We start from the raw sequence: 15,619 nt of genomic DNA on the forward strand, positions 1-15,619 counted from the left end.
GTGATAAAGTGTATGTTCCTTTAAGCACACCTATGACGGGAGAGAAGGAGCTTATACGCTTCCTCTTTCTAAATGGGCAGCTTGCCTGTCAGCAAATACAGCTTCCATACGTAGACAGCCATAATCGTCTTGGCATCACTGATGCGGCCTTCGGAGATATAGGCTTCTGCTTCCTCAAGCGTAATCGCCATCACTTCCAGAAACTCATCCTCATCCGTCTGCTGCTTGCCAGAAACGACCTGATCCGTGAAATAAACATACAGCTTCTCATCCGCAAAGCCCGGCGACGTATAAAAAGCGCTAACAAGCTGCAGCGTATCCGCTTTGTAGCCCGTCTCCTCTTCCAGCTCGCGCCTCGCCGCCTCGAGTGGATCCTCACCAGCATCCAGCTTGCCTGCCGGCAGCTCAATCTGAAATTTCTCCAGCGGCTTGCGGTATTGCTCAACGACGAGCAGCTTGCCATTTAATAGAGCGATGACGGCCGCAGCGCCCGGATGCTTGACGATTTCCCTAGTCGCCGTACTGCCATCCGGCAAGGCGACCGTATCTACCTGCAGCGAAATGATTTTGCCAGAAAAAATCGGTTCGGTATGGGTTGTTTCTTCTTTCCAGCGATTAATTTCCTCATTCATGAATGAATATTCCCCTTTGCGTGTAAGAATAAAGTAACGTGCATAACTTGTCCGATATCCGCATACCTATCCTTATCCAAATATTTTTGATAGTGAAGGAGCTTAGGTAACGATGAAAACCTATACAAGCGTCAGCCATCTTCGCCTTGTCGGCAAAGGATGGGAAATTCGCCATCAACTGCGCCTCATGTCCTGCAAGGCAGCAAGCGGAGCTTCTGAACCGTTAGCAAGCTTTTTGACGCGAACTAGCTCATAATAATGGGTTCTGAATCATAAAAGCGCCAGCAGACTGCCGCCTAAATACATGGAAAACAAGCGATACGCCCGGGAAAATGCTCTTTTCCTGACCTATCGCTTGTTTGGTTTCTCTACTGCTATGCTGCAGGGCCTATTAAGCTTTAGCTGCCTGCTTCATAATCTCAACGACCAATTCCGTCGTTTTGACTAGATCGGCTACTTTAATTTGTTCCTGCGTCGTATGAATATGCTCGTAGCCAACAGCCAAGTTAACCGTCGGCACGCCGAGTCCATTAAACACATTGGCATCGCTGCCGCCGCCGGAGTGGAAGGTTTTTGGCGTCAATCCGATCGCCTTAATCGCCGTTTGGGCAAGCTGCACAACAGCATCGCTCTCATCGTACGAATAAGACGGGTAAATGACCTCGCTGCTGAACACGCCTTTGGCGCCAAACTCCGCTGCTGCACTTTCTACCGCTTCACGCATAGCATCCAGCTGGGCATCCAGCTTATGCTGCACAATACTGCGTGCTTCCGCATTCAGCTTCACATAATCAACGACGATATTCGTAGCGCCGCCGCCTTCAAAAGAGCCAATATTCGCTGTCGTTTCCTTATCGATGCGGCCGAGCGGCATTCTTGCAATCGCTTTTCCTGCCACTTGGATCGCACTGATTCCCGCTTCCGGGTTAACGCCAGCATGAGCTGACTTGCCGTGAAACTCAATGGTGACTCTCGCCTGTGTTGGCGCAGCAACCGCAATTTCGCCTACTGAGCCATTTGAATCGAGCGCGTAGCCGAATTTCGCCTTCAGCTTGGACGCATCCAGCGCGCGAGCTCCGAGCAGTCCCGACTCCTCGCCTACGGTAATGACAAACTGGATAGGACCATGCGGAATCGATTGTTCCTTAAGCACACGAATCGCCTCAAACATCGCGGCAAGACCCGCTTTATCGTCCGCTCCAAGAATGGTAGTGCCATCGCTGCGTATGTACCCATCTGCATCAATTTGCGGCTTAATGCCTACACCAGGCGTTACCGTATCCATATGGGAAGTAAAAAAGATAGTCGGAGCATTTTCCACACCGGATGCTTCCAGATAGGCAAATAGATTACCCGCGCCATGACCTGTTTTGGCTGCCGCATCATCCTCTTCCAGCGAAAGTCCCAGCTCTCCGAATTTTTTCTTAAGCTCAACGCTTATAAGCTGCTCATGCTTCGTTTCACTATCAATTTTCACCAATTGTACAAATTCATCTACTAACCGTTGCTCATTAATCATTAACGTTTCCTCCGTTCGTCATTTTCGACTATAATAGGGCTTATAGAAATGTTTAGAAAGGAGATCTGCCTTGTGAATCCTTCCAAGTATGTTCGAATTGTAGCCATCGTGGTTATTGCTGCCATGCTGTTATCCAGCTTGGTTGCCGGCATCGGCATGCTGTTCTCTTATTAGAACAGCATCCTGCGCAAAACCAAATACATCGCAGAAATGCGGCAGCAGCTGCTGCGCCGCTTCACTTACCGACAGCTCGCGGCCCGTCAGCGTATTAAATGAAGTGACGCCGAACTGTTCGATGCCGCACGGCACAATGCCGCTAAAGCCACTCTCCGCAATGCCCGCCTCTATATTTAGCGCAAATCCATGACTCGTCACAAATCCGCCGCGCTTTCGCGCCCGATTAAATTTCACACCGATAGCCGCAATTTTCTCATCCCCTACCCACACGCCGGTGTACTCGGGCTTCCTGCCTGATTCAATGCCATAATCCTTCAGCCAATTGATGATGACTTGTTCGACGTTGCGCAAATAAGCATGCAGATCGAGGCCGACCGCATCCAGATAAAGCAGCGGATATCCGACAAGCTGACCAGGCCCATGATAAGTAATATCCCCACCGCGGTCGATTTCAAATACAGAAATGCCCCGCTCTGCAAGCTCCTTCTCATCCAGCAGCAAATGCTCGGGATGGCGGTCTGAGCCAAGCGTATAGGTCGGCGGATGTTGAAGAAGGAGAAGCGTCTCCGGACGCTCCTCCTGATCAACTTGCTTCACCATCGATTTTTGCAGCTCCCATGCCTCCGCATAGCCAAGCATGGAAATATAACGGGCTTCAAGCGGTTTCTTCCCATAAGGTACATGAGTAGAGTCAGTCATAGCGGCGTCCCTCATTTCTAATACAATTTCGTATCGTTGTTGAAGCTCTCCAAATTCTCCTTCACCTTTTGCATAAAACGACCGCAAATAATGCCGTCCAAAATGCGGTGATCCAGCGACAAGCAGAGGTTTGCCATCGAGCGAATCGCGAGCATGTCATTAATGACAACCGGACGCTTCACAATCGATTCAAACGTCATAATGGCCGCTTGCGGATAGTTAATGATCGGATGCGTAATAATCGAGCCGAAGGAGCCCGTATTGTTAACGGTAAACGTACCGCCCTGCATGTCAGCCAGCGTTAAGCGCCCTTCGCGTCCACGGCGAGCCAAGTCGTCGATTTCTTTCGCAAGTCCCGAGATCGTTTTGTGATCGGCGTTTTTTATGACGGGAGTCGCAACCGATTCCTCGGTACCTACCGCAAGCGATATGTTAATGTCGCGCTTCACGATGATTTTATCGACCGCCCACATGGAGTTCATAATCGGGAATTCCTTGATCGCATTAACGACTGCTTTCAACACGAAAGCGAGATAGGTCAAATTAATGCCCTCGCGCTTCATAAATTCATCTTTCACCTTGTTGCGCAGCACGACGAGATTCGTAACATCAACCTCAATCATCATCCACCCATGCGGAATTTCGGTGACGCTCTGTTTCATATTACGTGCGATTGCGCCGCGAATCGGCGTAACCTCAATATAATCTTCGCCTCGTCCAGGCACCCCTGAAACGGGAGAATCATATTGCTGAATCGTTGGCAGGCGCGGCGTCTCGGTCAAATGCAAGCCAGTTGAACGAACTTGCTCAATACTTGGCTCCCGGCCGGTTTGCGGGCTGGCTTTGCTCACAGAACTGCCTGCCGCTCCGCTCGATTCGACGAAGGTAAGCACGTCTTTACGGGTAATACGACCGCCAAGACCAGTCCCCGGAACGTCGCTCAAACGAATATTATGCTCGGCTGCCAGCCTCTGAACAGCTGGAGAGAAGCGATTGCGCATCGACATATCTCCTTCCGCCTCCTGTGCACCGCCTTGCTGAGCTGTAGACAAGCCCGCGCCTTGCGCTGCTTCACTATAACCCGATGGCGCCCCGCCAGTAGCCTGCATTTCTGCTGCGCCTTCCGTTTCGATTAGGCATACCGGCGTCCCAACAGGAACCGTTTCACCGTTGCCAACCAAAATTTTAACCATCGTACCCGATACCGTAGAAGGCAGCTCCGCGCTAACCTTGTCCGTAATGAGCTCGCAAATGGGCTCATACATGTCAATGTGGTCGCCAGGCTGCTTAAGCCACTTATCGATCGTTGCCGATACGAGCGATTCCGCCAGCTGCGGAATAACAATCTCCGTCACCGATTTCATCAATTATCCATCTCCCTAAAGGCTTGTGCTACGTGGACTGGCTTTCGTCCAAATTAACGCATTGCAGCGAAATAACTGCTTCGAGCAAGCATTAATACAAAGCCAAATTGCGCATAGCCTCTTTCACTTTTTCTTTATTCAGCAGGAAAAACTTCTCGCCAGGCGGATTAATAGGCATCGCCGGAGCGTCCGGTCCGCATAAACGCATAATAGGAGCGTCCAGCTCATATAACAGCTGCTCCGCAATAATAGCCGACACTTCGGCGCCAACGCCGCCCGTCTTATTATCCTCGTGAATGATTAACACTTTGCCTGTCTTGCGAACAGACTCCAAAATAGCCTCTTGATCAAGCGGCTGCAGCGTGCGCAAATCAAGTATATGAGTGCTGATGCCTTCCTGGGCAAGCTCCTGCGCTGCCTGTTCAACGAACAGCAGCGGCATGCTGTAGCTGATGACGGTAATATCGTCGCCTTCACGCAATACATTTGCTTTGCCAATCGGCACAATATAATCGTCATCTGGTACTTCGCCGGTAATCAGCTTGTAGCATTTTTTATTTTCAAAAAAGAGAACCGGGTCCGGGTCGCGTACAGCAGCCTTTAGCAGCCCTTTCGCATCGTAAGCCCGGTATGGCGCTACAATTTTCAAGCCAGGCGTCCCGAAAAATACCGATTCCGGACACTGGGAATGATACAGCCCGCCAAAAACCCCGCCGCCAATTGGGGCGCGAATAACGATCGGACAGCTCCAGTCATTGTTGGAGCGGTAACGAATTTTAGCCGCTTCGCTTATGATTTGATTCGTTGCGGGAAACATGAAGTCCGAATACTGCATTTCTGCAATTGGCTTCATCCCGTACATAGCTGCACCAATAGCTACACCGGCAATTGCCGATTCCGCTAGGGGCGTATCCATAACGCGCTGCTCTCCGAACTGGTCAATTAAACCTTTCGTCGTTGTAAAAACGCCGCCCTTGACGCCAACATCCTCGCCAAGCACGAACACGTCTTCATCGCGCTCTAGCTCTTCCTTCATGCCAAGCCTAATCGCTTCAATATATTCAATAACAGCCACTAAATGTCGCCTCCTTGCCCAGCATCTCCTGCATACACATGGTCAAGCACCGATTCCGGCGTTGGGAATGCTGCCTTGTCGCCGTATTCAGTCGCTTCGTCGATTTGCTTCTTAATGCCCGCAAGCAGCTCGGCATCCTTCTCCTCGGTAAGGAGTCCACAGTCGATCAAATACTGTCTATATTTTGGCAGTCCATCCTTCGCCCGGTTCTCATCGACCTCTTCCTTCGTCCGATAAGCAAGATCATTATCCGAAGTCGAATGCGGAGACAAGCGATAAACCATAGCCTCAATAAGCGTCGGCCCCTCGCCAGCAATCGCACGCTCGCGCGCCTCTTTCACGGTGCGGAACACTTCCAGCGCATCATTGCCATCAACTTGCACGCCAGGGAAGCCATAACCAAGCGCCCGATCCGCAACGCGGCCTGCAAGCTGCTTGTGAACGGGTACAGAGATTGCATATTGATTATTTTCACACATAAAAATGACCGGAAGCTTATGAACGCCTGCAAAATTGCAGCCTTCATGGAAATCGCCCTGATTGCTCGAGCCTTCTCCAAACGTTACGAAGCTTACGAGCTCCTGCTTCTTCATCTTTGCAGCGAGTGCAATGCCTACAGCATGCGGAACCTGGGTCGTTACAGGACTTGAGCCTGTGACAATACGCAGTCTTTTGCTGCCAAAATGCCCTGGCATCTGCCTGCCGCCGCTATTGGGATCTTCCGCTTTCGCAAACACGGACAGCATTAGCTCCTTCACCGTCATTCCGACGGACAATACAAAACCGTAATCCCGATAATAAGGCAAGTAATAATCGACTGTACGATCAAGAGCAAATGCCGCGGCTACCTGTGCCACCTCTTGACCCACACCCGATACGTGGAAGTTGATTTTTCCTGCCCGCTGCAGCAGCAAATTGCGCTCATCAAACTTGCGCGCCAGCTGCATCATGGCATACATTTCGACAGCCTGCTCATCCGTTAAGCCAACTGCGGCATGACGGGATTGCTGCTCAATTGAACCGGATTTCCCCATGAGAATTCGGCCTCCTTTAAAAATGCAAGAGTGTTTAAGCTACGCGCTTATACTCGGCTTCTATTTTACCGCGAAACGTGCTTTTGCCGCCAAAGTACGAGGGCAACCGTCTACGCCTGACTACAATTAAAACCAGGTACTAATACTTGATATTACCCATTATAACCTCTTTTTACGGAAAAAGAAAACCCATGCTTTAAGCAAGCATGGGCAGCTGCTAAATCGCAGTCGCCTTTCCGTCTATCGCCAGCATCGCCTCACCCAGCGCTTCAGACAGCGTTGGATGCGGGTGAATCAATTGCCCGACTTCCCAAGGTGTTGCATTGAGAAATCCAGCAAGCGCAGCTTCCGAAATAAGATCGGTCGCATGCGGGCCTATCATATGGACGCCCAATATGTCGCCCGTTGTACGGTCGGCTATCACTTTCACGAAGCCGTCGGCATCTCCAAGCACGAGTGCTTTGGCAATCGCTTGAAACGGGATTTTACTCGTCTTAATGTCATGGCCTTTCGTTCTCGCCCCATCCTCCGTCAATCCGTAGGAGGCAATTTCCGGACGCGAGTATACACAGCGGGTTATGAGATGAGGCTCTATCGCCGCATGACCCTGTCCGCCCATATGCTCCACAGCAGCAATTCCTTCATGCGCTGCTGCATGCGCAAGCTGGACTCCGCCGATGCAATCGCCGATCGCATAAATATGCGGCTCATTCGTCTGGCCAAATTCATTAATTTGAATAAAGCCGTCCTTCGTGCGAATATCGGTATTTTCAAGCCCGATTCCTTCCACATTTGCTTGACGGCCTACGGCCAGCAGCAGCTTGCTTGCACTTAGCAGCACATCGCCATCCGCAGTCGTAGCCGGTATCGAAACTTCCCCGTCTCCCACACTTAGCTCAGTCGTGCTGAGCTGCACGCTTGTAAGTACACGAACGCCGCGGCGCTTGAGCAATCGCGTAAGCTCAGCCGACACCTCGGCATCCTCGCCAGGAAGCAGCCTTGCTCCCGCTTCAACGAGCGTCACCTGCACGCCAAAGTCCTGCATCATCGATGCCCATTCCACGCCAATTACACCGCCGCCAACGATCAGAATCGAAGCCGGAAGCTCTTCTAATGCAAGCGCGTCATCGCTTGTGAGAATATACTCGCTATCTGGCGTTAGGCCAGGCAAAGAACGCGGTCTGGAGCCTGTTGCAATAATCAGGTTTTTGGAAACGACCTGCTCCATTTCTCCATCTGCCAGCTCAACAGCAAGCGATCCGCTGCGAGGCGAGAAAATGGAAGGGCCAATGACGCGGCCTCTGCCTTTAATGACTTGAATGCTATGTTTTTTCATTAAATATTGCAGCCCTTTATAAAGCTGTTCCACCGTCTGCTCCTTGCGGCTTTGCACTTTATCGAATTGCAGCGAGATCGCTCCGTCAGCTATTGCAATGCCATAGGCATCAGACTCCAGCAAGGTGGCGTATACTTCTGCGCTTCTAAGCAGCGATTTGCTAGGAATACAACCTTTATGCAGACAAGTTCCGCCAAGGTTGTCCGCTTCGACGATCGCTACGCTTTTCCCCATTTGGGCCGCGCGGATTGCCGCCGTATAACCTCCCGGGCCGCCGCCCAGCACAGCTACATCTACTTCTATCGCCATCTATTTTAACCTCCACCTGTATTTCTATATGTATGCTAGCAAATGATGTCCTTGATTAGTCACCATCTCCGCTATATTTAAGAGCGTCGTTTGTTTGCATCATTATTATTGTAACCTTTTTAGCAGCGGTTTTCATCGTAAACTTTTCGGAAATAGACACTTTTCCCTGAAAAGGGTATCATAATAGCACAAGCCTATCTCACTATTATTAAGGAGTCATTCGATTATGAAGCTAGTTACAGCAAGGCTGATTGCTATTTTGCTGCTCGTCATTCCAGGCATACTTGCCTGCATTGGATTTTTGAAAATGAAAAATGCTGTCTACAACTATTTTGTATCCTTCGGCTACGATGATATTCAGCCAAACTTTGAATGGCTGCCCTTCCTGCTGGGCCTGCTGATGTTCGCCATTGGTGTCGGCTTTATCGGCGGCTGGACTTTTTTTCGCGACCGCAAGCGCAACTATGTTGCTTCCCGTTTCCGTCCAAAGCGCCCCAAGCCGCCAAAGCCAACCGCTTAGCCGCTTAAACGCTGCAATCATTGCTCCCTTGCATCAAAACAAGCTCCTGCTGGAATGCCACGTTTCATCTAGTGGTCCGTGGGGGCTTTTGTTTTTTTTGCAGAGTATAGCGTGTAGCGATCATCCACCCCACAATGTGTAAACCTTGACGAAGCTGATAGCTGTATTGTAAAAATCTATAATAAATTTTTGTTTTTCCGTCATATATATTATTTTCGTTTCCATTATTTCCGATATAACCATTAGGCAATCATCATAATCAATAAAAGGGGGTGCTTTCCATTTCTGCAATATCGTCTGCCTCATCAGCATCACGGTCAAAATCCGCTTCAACTGCTTCATTGCGAGAAACCACATCCGCTTCGCCTCGCGAAAAAGAAATTCAGGCACTCATGAAGCAAAAAGCAAGATTAAACGAAGAAATGCAATCCGTCAAAACGAATGAAAAGCTCGACACGAAGCTGAAAATGGAACGCGTTAAAGCGTTAACCGCTTCTATTTCCCAAATTGACGCACAAATTTCACAGATTCGCGCGGAAGAAATTCAGGAAAAAACTAAAATGGGCGCCTCTAAGGACGACCAGCCTAAAAAAAGCACTTCGGACAATCCTGAGAAAAATATGGACCAGGCTGTTAAAAACAGCATGACCTATGATCATCTCGGCAAGCTCGCCGGCGTTCGCGAAAAACTGCAAGGCTCCAACGTCACAATGGAAAGCGGCATTCGTTTTGATCGCATGGTCATAGAATCGAATCCGCACAACGACGCTGGAAAATTCGCTATGCTGGAAAACGCCGAGCAAACCGTATTCAAGCTGAAACGGGAAATGATGGCCAAAACTACTCGCCAAATCCATGTCGTGGATCAAAAAATGAAAGAACTGGTTGACGATTTGGGAACAACGGATGACAGCTCTTCAGAGAATGAGACGGAAACTGTTGGTGGCAAAATGCTCGTAGGTTCAGTCGCAAATCAAGACAAGGTAAGGGAACGCAACAATAGGCAAACAGAGGAAGAACCCCAAGCTTCTGCACAGAAAGCAAACGTACCGTCATCTGCAGCTGCGCAATCCATCGATATTAGGGTATAACGATTGAACAGCTTATACGTCCATGAGGTTAATGGATAATCCCGCTCCTTTACTGGTTCTCTGTAACCAATAGAGGAGCGGTTTTTTTATCGTAGCACTTCCTTAAAAAGAAGGATGATGTCCACTATGTTCTAGACTTCGATTTGTTGCGCTTTGGGTTTCCACATTGGATAGCGCGGTACATTCACGGAATACAAAGTGCTGACATCCCAAACATTTATTCGAATCCAGATGGATCAAGGCACAGCCGATCGCTTCACCAGTATGATCAAAGAAGTGATGAGCCCCGATCCGCTCATATAAACCTGTTTTTTTGAGCACTTGCAACGGCTGCGGCTGGACCCCTGTCATCAGTACGATTCCTCCGAGCTTCTGGAACGCCTTGACTATAGTAGTCAGATTGGCTGCTCCTGTCGTATCCATAAAGGGCACTTTCCCGAGACGCAGCAGCAAAATGGTACACCTCTGTTGAACCGTATCCCTCATATCCTGTTCAAACTTATTCGCCGCCCCAAAAAACAAAGGTCCGTCAATCGTATATATACTGATTTGGGGACAATCATGACCTTCATATACCATATTTGCTCTGACTTTTTCATGTTTATGGTTAGGATCTGGCAGCACCTTCTCGACCGTTAAGGATTGGCTCATACGTTTCACAAATAAAAGCAGAGCCATCAGTAATCCCACTTCTACTGCTGTTGTCAAATTCGTAAATACGGTGAGAATAAAAGTGATGGCAAGTAAAAGGGAATCACTCGTTTTCGTTTTTAAAATATGCATAAAAGCGCTTCGTTCACTCATGTTCCACGCAACTACCATTAAGATTGGAGCCATGCTAGCAAGCGGGATATCGGACGCATAAGGCGCAAACAGTATAAGCACCAGCAAAACGACGAAGCCATGAACGATGCCCGAAATCGGTGAGACCGCTCCGCTTTTAATATTAGCAGCTGTTCGTGCAATGGCTCCCGTTGCCGGTATTCCACCAAAAAACGGCGTTATCATATTGGCAATTCCCTGCCCAATAAGCTCGCGATTGCTGTTGTGCCGATTGCCAGTCATGCCGTCGGCTACTACAGCGGACAGCAGCGATTCAATCCCGCCCAACATAGCAATAATAAAAGCAGGCTTAAGCAAATTCACTATTCGCTCCCACGTCATGTCAGGTATACGAAAAGCAGGCAGCGTGCTCGGAATCGTTCCATAAGCAGAACCTATAGTTGCCACCTCCCCGTTGAAAAATAAAGCAGCGACGAAGCTCGAAACAACGAGCCCCAGCAATGACCCAGGCAACTTAGGCATAAATCTCGGAGCCAGCAAAATAATCATCAAACAAATTCCGGCCGTCAGCAGACTGTAGCTATTTATAGTCGAAGCATGTAACCCGATTTCTTTCATATTGGACAAAAAATCCTCATGCTTTTCGATCCCCTTCAAACCCAAAAAGCTAGCCATTTGTCCACTGAAGATGATTACGGCAATGCCCGCGGTAAACCCAATTGTAACAGGCCGAGGTATGAAGGCAATCAACGAGCCTAGCTTAAAAAGGCCCATAGCCACAAGCATAATGCCAGCCAGAAAACCGGCAAGCAATAAATTTTCGTACCCATATTGCAGTACAATAGCGAACAAAATAGGAATAAAAGCACCCGTTGGGCCACCAATCTGAAATTTTGAACCTCCGAAAGTCGAGATAAGGATGCCCGCTATAACGGTCGTATATAGTCCATATTCAGGCCTGACGCCTGAAGCAATAGCAAACGCCATTCCGAGTGGAATGGCGATAATACCGACAATGACACCCGAGACCATGTCCTTGCGAAGCGCAGATAAATGATATCCATCAAATCTCCCTCTCCCCTTCATTTTTCATAACCTTCTTTTCTTCATATATTTGATTATTTGAATATAAAGAAAAGATACTCCTGTGCTCCCTTTATGTCAAACACACGAATCAGTCAAGGATGCGTATAAGTCGTTATAAAAAGCAAAAAAACAAGGTTTTCCTATTTGATGCTCACGGATTCCCTTGTTTTTTCAACTATGGTTCTTTACGAATATTTTCCAATAAGGAAATAGCGTCGACGAGATGATTGTCAAAAATCTGTTTCGTTACCGACAATAAATCCTTAATTAATGGATCACGCAAGGAGTAAATGACCGAGGTGCCTTCTTTCACACTGTGGACAACGTTTTTGTTGCGTAATACAGCAAGTTGCTGCGATACGGCGGAACCTTCCGATCCTAAAATGCTTTGCAGCTCATTTACGTTCTTTTCCCCTTCGCTTAACACTTCAAGGATGCGAATTCTCATTGGATGAGCCAAAGCTTTATAAAAATCGGCTTTAAACTGTTGAATGTGCTGATTCATAAACTGCTCCTTAATAATAAACTTTTGAATATATGAATATCATAGCATACATCCAGAAATGATTGATAATGAACTGTAGGCTTGTTGATTATTTTCATGGCGCGTATAATACTTAATATATTCATACTTTTGAATATTTGATTTTAAAATGATTCACAGGAGAGGAAAGGATTCGAATGCCCGGCTTTACGATTCAACAACCATCTAGAGAAAATTCGCTAATCCTTGATGAAGGACCACAAAAAATAAGCAAGCAAGTGGTCATTGACCTTGGAATGGCCTCCCTGCAAGCGATAGGTTCTGACCATATTTGCAAAGTTTGCATTTCAAATAGCGGTTCCTGCTGCAGCGGCTGCCGACATCTTTCAGATCGGGTTGGATGCCAGCGCCGCAATACAAGCTGTACCGCATGGTTATGTGGGTTTATTAAATATGTCCTTTATGAAACGGGATATTTGCAGCAGTGGAACGATTTTTGGGAGCAAGTGCCTGGACAGGACTTCCGCGTAGATTACACACCAGACTCCTTTTCCATTCATCATTCTTTAAAGCTTCCAAACATGCGCAGCTTAAGCGAAGCGCTTGCTGCCGATTTGCAGGAATTGGCTCAAACCCATATCGCGATCGGTTTTATTTTAACACTTAGAGAGAAGCTGGATAAAAATATAGATCAATTCATGTTTTATCATGATGAACCGGCGAAACAAGCTCGCATTAGAAAAAGAATCGAATTTTTATCTCTCCCGTTTGAACGCTTCCATCTAGCCTTACATGATTTTATGGAGAAGCGCAGCGCTCTGACTGATGAAAAAGACGGATTATCGAGCTAAGTGAGAAAATCTAACTTTGATTAGGGACGGGCAAGCGGAAGCCCAGATTCTCTAGTTAATCAAATTCGATTTCTCTGAGATGGGAGCAGCTCATGCTGGGTTCTGCTGAATACTATGTTTGTTGTGCGGCAACTTACGTTTTATTCGAACTCACATGGGCTTTTTTTCTGCTGTTGCACCTCGTAACATTAACTATCCAATTTATGAATCATCCCCAATCATAATCAATGATTTTAACAAATTGACCCGTCTCGGTATTTCGTTCATATGCAGAAAACGGTTCGTCATCTACAAATGCTAAAAAAGAATCGTCAATATTAAGCGCCGCTCCAAGTGATACAATTTGGTAATTTTCCAGATTCCCATTGTATCCTTCAGGTTCATGGCCGCTAAAAAAGATCCAGCCTAAATGATTTTCTTCATTCGGCTCATCTTTCAGCATGAGATTGAAGCTTCTCTTTTCTAGAGCATCTCGGGTCATTACGATTTTTGTATCCATATAATAATTCCATTTGCTCGCTTCTGGATCTTCCAGCTTCGTATCGCATATATGCTCATAAGTAAATTGAATTTCTTGTCCATAGCTTAGTTCAGTTATGTAAGATGGTATATTTCTGAGTAAGCCCTTGAAGTTGTCCTCATTACGCTCCACAATTTCAACCCACATTCTTTCGCCAATAAATTGCTCGTGCTCCTCATCGGACAAAAAAATCAATTTTACAAGATCCCCGGCCTGTAACAGCTTTAACATTGGAGGGCTAGGCAAATAAAAAGTGTAAGGCGCTTCTTTGTTTCGATCATATACGCTATCAAGCGTCCAAGTCATGAATATTCCACCTTATTCATTCGTAGTATTTAGCAGCCGTATGCCCATAATGCCATTATAACAATAGTTTAATTGTGCGACTACAAGCGAGAAATTTTTTGAAAAATAAAATACCGTTTGTTATTGGACTATCACAATCCAATAACAAACGGTATAGGCAATTCGCTATTGGTCGGTTTCGACTTGCTGATGTTAATCGTATAGCCGAAGATAAATGAAATCGAATCAATGTTGCCGAAGCCCTGTGCATCAAGAGTATTGAGGGAGTGAAGTCATTATTTGGGACTTACTTCTTTAATGATAGACAACCTACCAAAACCAAATATTTATCGGGTTCCAGTAGGATTAATTACGGGCAAAATCGCCTAAGAACAAGTTAAGCGATTTTCGTAGTAATGTCAAATCCCTTCATTGCATTTCTTATTACTTGATATACTTTGTCTTATATGTAAATCGACGCGATTCAAGCGGGAGCAAAGACTTTATTGTAATACCATTCAACAAAGATAGGGTGTCGGAATTCGATGGGTCAATTTGTCGCTGTAGAATAAAATAAAGAAACCGTCCAACAACACGCCGTTAAACGGTTCTGCTATGTGAAAAGAAGTCTCGGAGGGTAATCCACGAGTTCGACAATACATCGTATTCGGAACGGGTTGGATTCGTGACGTTATTTCATATACGCTTGAATAAGCTGAGAACCAACTTTTTTTATTGAAAATCTGTCCTTCACTGTTTTCGCACCAAATTCACCTAATAATCGAGCCCTACGGGGTCTACTTAATATGCTATTGACATCTTCCGATAGCTTTTTAACAGTGATAGATACAATAGCTCCATGATCTCCAAAGTGAACTCGAATTATTTCGTTTATATTCTTAGGCTCTACTACACCGCAGTATCCCGCAACTCCTGTCGCGATAACTGGTCTTGCACACGCCATGGCTTCAAGTGCAACACGCCCTGTCCCCACAATGACATCTGCTGCATAATAAGCATGTTGTATGTCTGGTAAGGGAGGACGAATATATATTGCTCGTCTACCAAGACGGCGGTTAGCTTTAGCAGCAAGTTCTTCGAGTTTTGATCTCGTCACGGAAGAACCAGGGCCAAATAAAACAGCTACAAAATTAAGGTTATTTTTTGCAACAATCTCTGATGCCAAGATCACTTTTTTTGCTATGGGCAATTTATCAGATGAGAATCTTCCAGCATAAACAAGAATCTGGGCAGATAGTGGTAAAGTAAGTGCTTTTCTCCACTTTTTTTTATTAGATATCGAATTGAATGTTAGAGTATCGATCCCATTAGGTATCATTAGGATTTTATTGGAAGAAATTTTCATGTGTCTAACCAACCAGTTTGATAAATTTGGCGAAACAGCAATGAGATGTTTTGCCACTTTTGACGTAGCTAACAAAGCAGATTGTTTATGATAAGTACCATGCACAGTAGCAATCAATGGTATTTTATATTGTCGATGCAAAATTGCTGCATATCGAAATGACATAGAATCATGGGCGTGTAAAAGCCCGTACCTTCCTTTGGAAATGATCAAGGATAATAAGGATATTCGTTCTACTAACGATTTTTTTTGGGGGGATAGAAGGTGAACAGTAATCCCTGCTTTTTTAAACGAATTTAAAAGTGGCCCTCCCATAGTAACAACGCCAATTCGAAACCCTTTTGATATTAAATATCGGGAAACAGAATGAATGTATTTTTCGGTTCCTCCAGTATTTAACTGCGAAACGAACATTAAAATATTCACATTTTCACCAACCTCACTTAAGACTCTAACAGTGGAGATCAATAACTTACTGACCGTTTGGT

17 protein-coding genes are annotated in these 15,619 nt (G+C 46.5%); 5 read left to right on the forward strand and 12 right to left on the reverse strand.

The annotated features are described in order from the left end of the window. Positions 1–68: 68 nt before the first annotated feature. Entirely contained in the window at positions 69–632 is a 564-nt protein-coding gene (locus ASF12_RS01925) for an NUDIX domain-containing protein (RefSeq protein ID WP_056028929.1), read from the reverse strand. Between the two features lie 112 nt (positions 633–744). Between ASF12_RS01925 and mciZ the strand changes: the two genes are divergently transcribed. Then, complete coding sequence (gene mciZ / locus ASF12_RS33410; RefSeq protein WP_081418565.1) at positions 745–888, forward strand: Z-ring formation inhibitor MciZ; 144 nt, start codon at positions 745–747, stop codon at positions 886–888. A 135-nt stretch (positions 889–1,023) separates the two neighbouring features. On the opposite strand, the gene ASF12_RS01930 is transcribed toward mciZ, so the two are convergent. Next, a complete protein-coding gene (locus ASF12_RS01930; protein WP_056028931.1) occupies positions 1,024–2,151 on the reverse strand; it encodes a M20/M25/M40 family metallo-hydrolase in 1,128 nt (375 codons plus the stop codon). A gap of 48 nt (positions 2,152–2,199) precedes the next feature. On the opposite strand from ASF12_RS01930, the gene prli42 reads away from it, so the two are divergent. Next, positions 2,200–2,325, forward strand: coding sequence for a stressosome-associated protein Prli42 (gene prli42, locus ASF12_RS34180; protein ID WP_150131586.1), 126 nt, complete (start codon positions 2,200–2,202; stop codon positions 2,323–2,325). Here the strand turns inward: prli42 and lipB are convergent. From lipB to lpdA, 5 genes are all read right to left on the reverse strand, one after another. Further along, the gene (lipB, locus tag ASF12_RS01935; RefSeq protein ID WP_056028933.1) at positions 2,281–3,027 is read right to left on the reverse strand and encodes a lipoyl(octanoyl) transferase LipB; all 747 of its coding nucleotides are present in this window, start codon (positions 3,025–3,027) and stop codon (positions 2,281–2,283) included. The genes prli42 and lipB overlap by 45 nt on opposite strands. Positions 3,028–3,044: 17 nt before the next feature. After that, a complete protein-coding gene (locus ASF12_RS01940) occupies positions 3,045–4,391 on the reverse strand; it encodes a dihydrolipoamide acetyltransferase family protein (protein ID WP_056028935.1) in 1,347 nt (448 codons plus the stop codon). 91 nt (positions 4,392–4,482) lie between these two features. After that, positions 4,483–5,466, reverse strand: coding sequence for an alpha-ketoacid dehydrogenase subunit beta (locus ASF12_RS01945; RefSeq protein ID WP_056028937.1), 984 nt, complete (start codon positions 5,464–5,466; stop codon positions 4,483–4,485). Continuing rightward, positions 5,466–6,500 carry a thiamine pyrophosphate-dependent dehydrogenase E1 component subunit alpha gene (locus tag ASF12_RS01950; protein WP_056028939.1) on the reverse strand — a complete coding sequence of 345 codons (1,035 nt, stop codon included), beginning with the start codon at positions 6,498–6,500 and terminating at the stop codon, positions 5,466–5,468. Before ASF12_RS01950 ends, ASF12_RS01945 begins: the two co-directional genes overlap by 1 nt. A gap of 217 nt (positions 6,501–6,717) precedes the next feature. Then, complete coding sequence (gene lpdA / locus ASF12_RS01955) at positions 6,718–8,145, reverse strand: dihydrolipoyl dehydrogenase (RefSeq protein ID WP_056028941.1); 1,428 nt, start codon at positions 8,143–8,145, stop codon at positions 6,718–6,720. Positions 8,146–8,371: 226 nt separating this feature from the next. On the opposite strand from lpdA, the gene ASF12_RS01960 reads away from it, so the two are divergent. Next, the gene (locus ASF12_RS01960; protein WP_056028943.1) at positions 8,372–8,665 is read left to right on the forward strand and encodes a DUF2627 domain-containing protein; all 294 of its coding nucleotides are present in this window, start codon (positions 8,372–8,374) and stop codon (positions 8,663–8,665) included. 120 nt (positions 8,666–8,785) lie between these two features. Here the strand turns inward: ASF12_RS01960 and ASF12_RS35005 are convergent, their stop codons facing one another. Next, positions 8,786–9,022 (reverse strand): hypothetical protein, encoded by a 237-nt coding sequence (locus ASF12_RS35005; protein WP_056028945.1) that lies wholly within the window; start codon positions 9,020–9,022, stop codon positions 8,786–8,788. Between the two features lie 35 nt (positions 9,023–9,057). Here ASF12_RS35005 and ASF12_RS01970 point away from each other — a divergent pair, with 35 nt between their 5' ends. Next, the gene (locus tag ASF12_RS01970; protein WP_056028947.1) at positions 9,058–9,756 is read left to right on the forward strand and encodes a hypothetical protein; all 699 of its coding nucleotides are present in this window, start codon (positions 9,058–9,060) and stop codon (positions 9,754–9,756) included. A 102-nt stretch (positions 9,757–9,858) separates the two neighbouring features. Here ASF12_RS01970 and ASF12_RS01975 read toward each other — a convergent pair whose 3' ends face one another. Further along, positions 9,859–11,625, reverse strand: coding sequence for a SulP family inorganic anion transporter (locus ASF12_RS01975; protein WP_056028949.1), 1,767 nt, complete (start codon positions 11,623–11,625; stop codon positions 9,859–9,861). A 175-nt stretch (positions 11,626–11,800) separates the two neighbouring features. Continuing rightward, the gene (locus tag ASF12_RS01980; RefSeq protein WP_056028951.1) at positions 11,801–12,130 is read right to left on the reverse strand and encodes an ArsR/SmtB family transcription factor; all 330 of its coding nucleotides are present in this window, start codon (positions 12,128–12,130) and stop codon (positions 11,801–11,803) included. 176 nt (positions 12,131–12,306) lie between these two features. On the opposite strand from ASF12_RS01980, the gene ASF12_RS01985 reads away from it, so the two are divergent. Next, a complete protein-coding gene (locus ASF12_RS01985; protein WP_056028953.1) occupies positions 12,307–12,960 on the forward strand; it encodes a hypothetical protein in 654 nt (217 codons plus the stop codon). Between the two features lie 208 nt (positions 12,961–13,168). Here the strand turns inward: ASF12_RS01985 and ASF12_RS01990 are convergent, their stop codons facing one another. Both ASF12_RS01990 and ASF12_RS01995 read right to left on the reverse strand, forming a co-directional pair. After that, entirely contained in the window at positions 13,169–13,786 is a 618-nt protein-coding gene (locus tag ASF12_RS01990) for an immunity protein Imm33 domain-containing protein (protein WP_056028955.1), read from the reverse strand. A 670-nt stretch (positions 13,787–14,456) separates the two neighbouring features. Next, the gene (locus tag ASF12_RS01995) at positions 14,457–15,557 is read right to left on the reverse strand and encodes a glycosyltransferase (protein ID WP_056028956.1); all 1,101 of its coding nucleotides are present in this window, start codon (positions 15,555–15,557) and stop codon (positions 14,457–14,459) included. Between the last annotated feature and the right edge of the window lie 62 nt (positions 15,558–15,619).

Source organism: Paenibacillus sp. Leaf72 (assembly GCF_001422685.1).
Taxonomy (GTDB): domain Bacteria; phylum Bacillota; class Bacilli; order Paenibacillales; family Paenibacillaceae; genus Pristimantibacillus.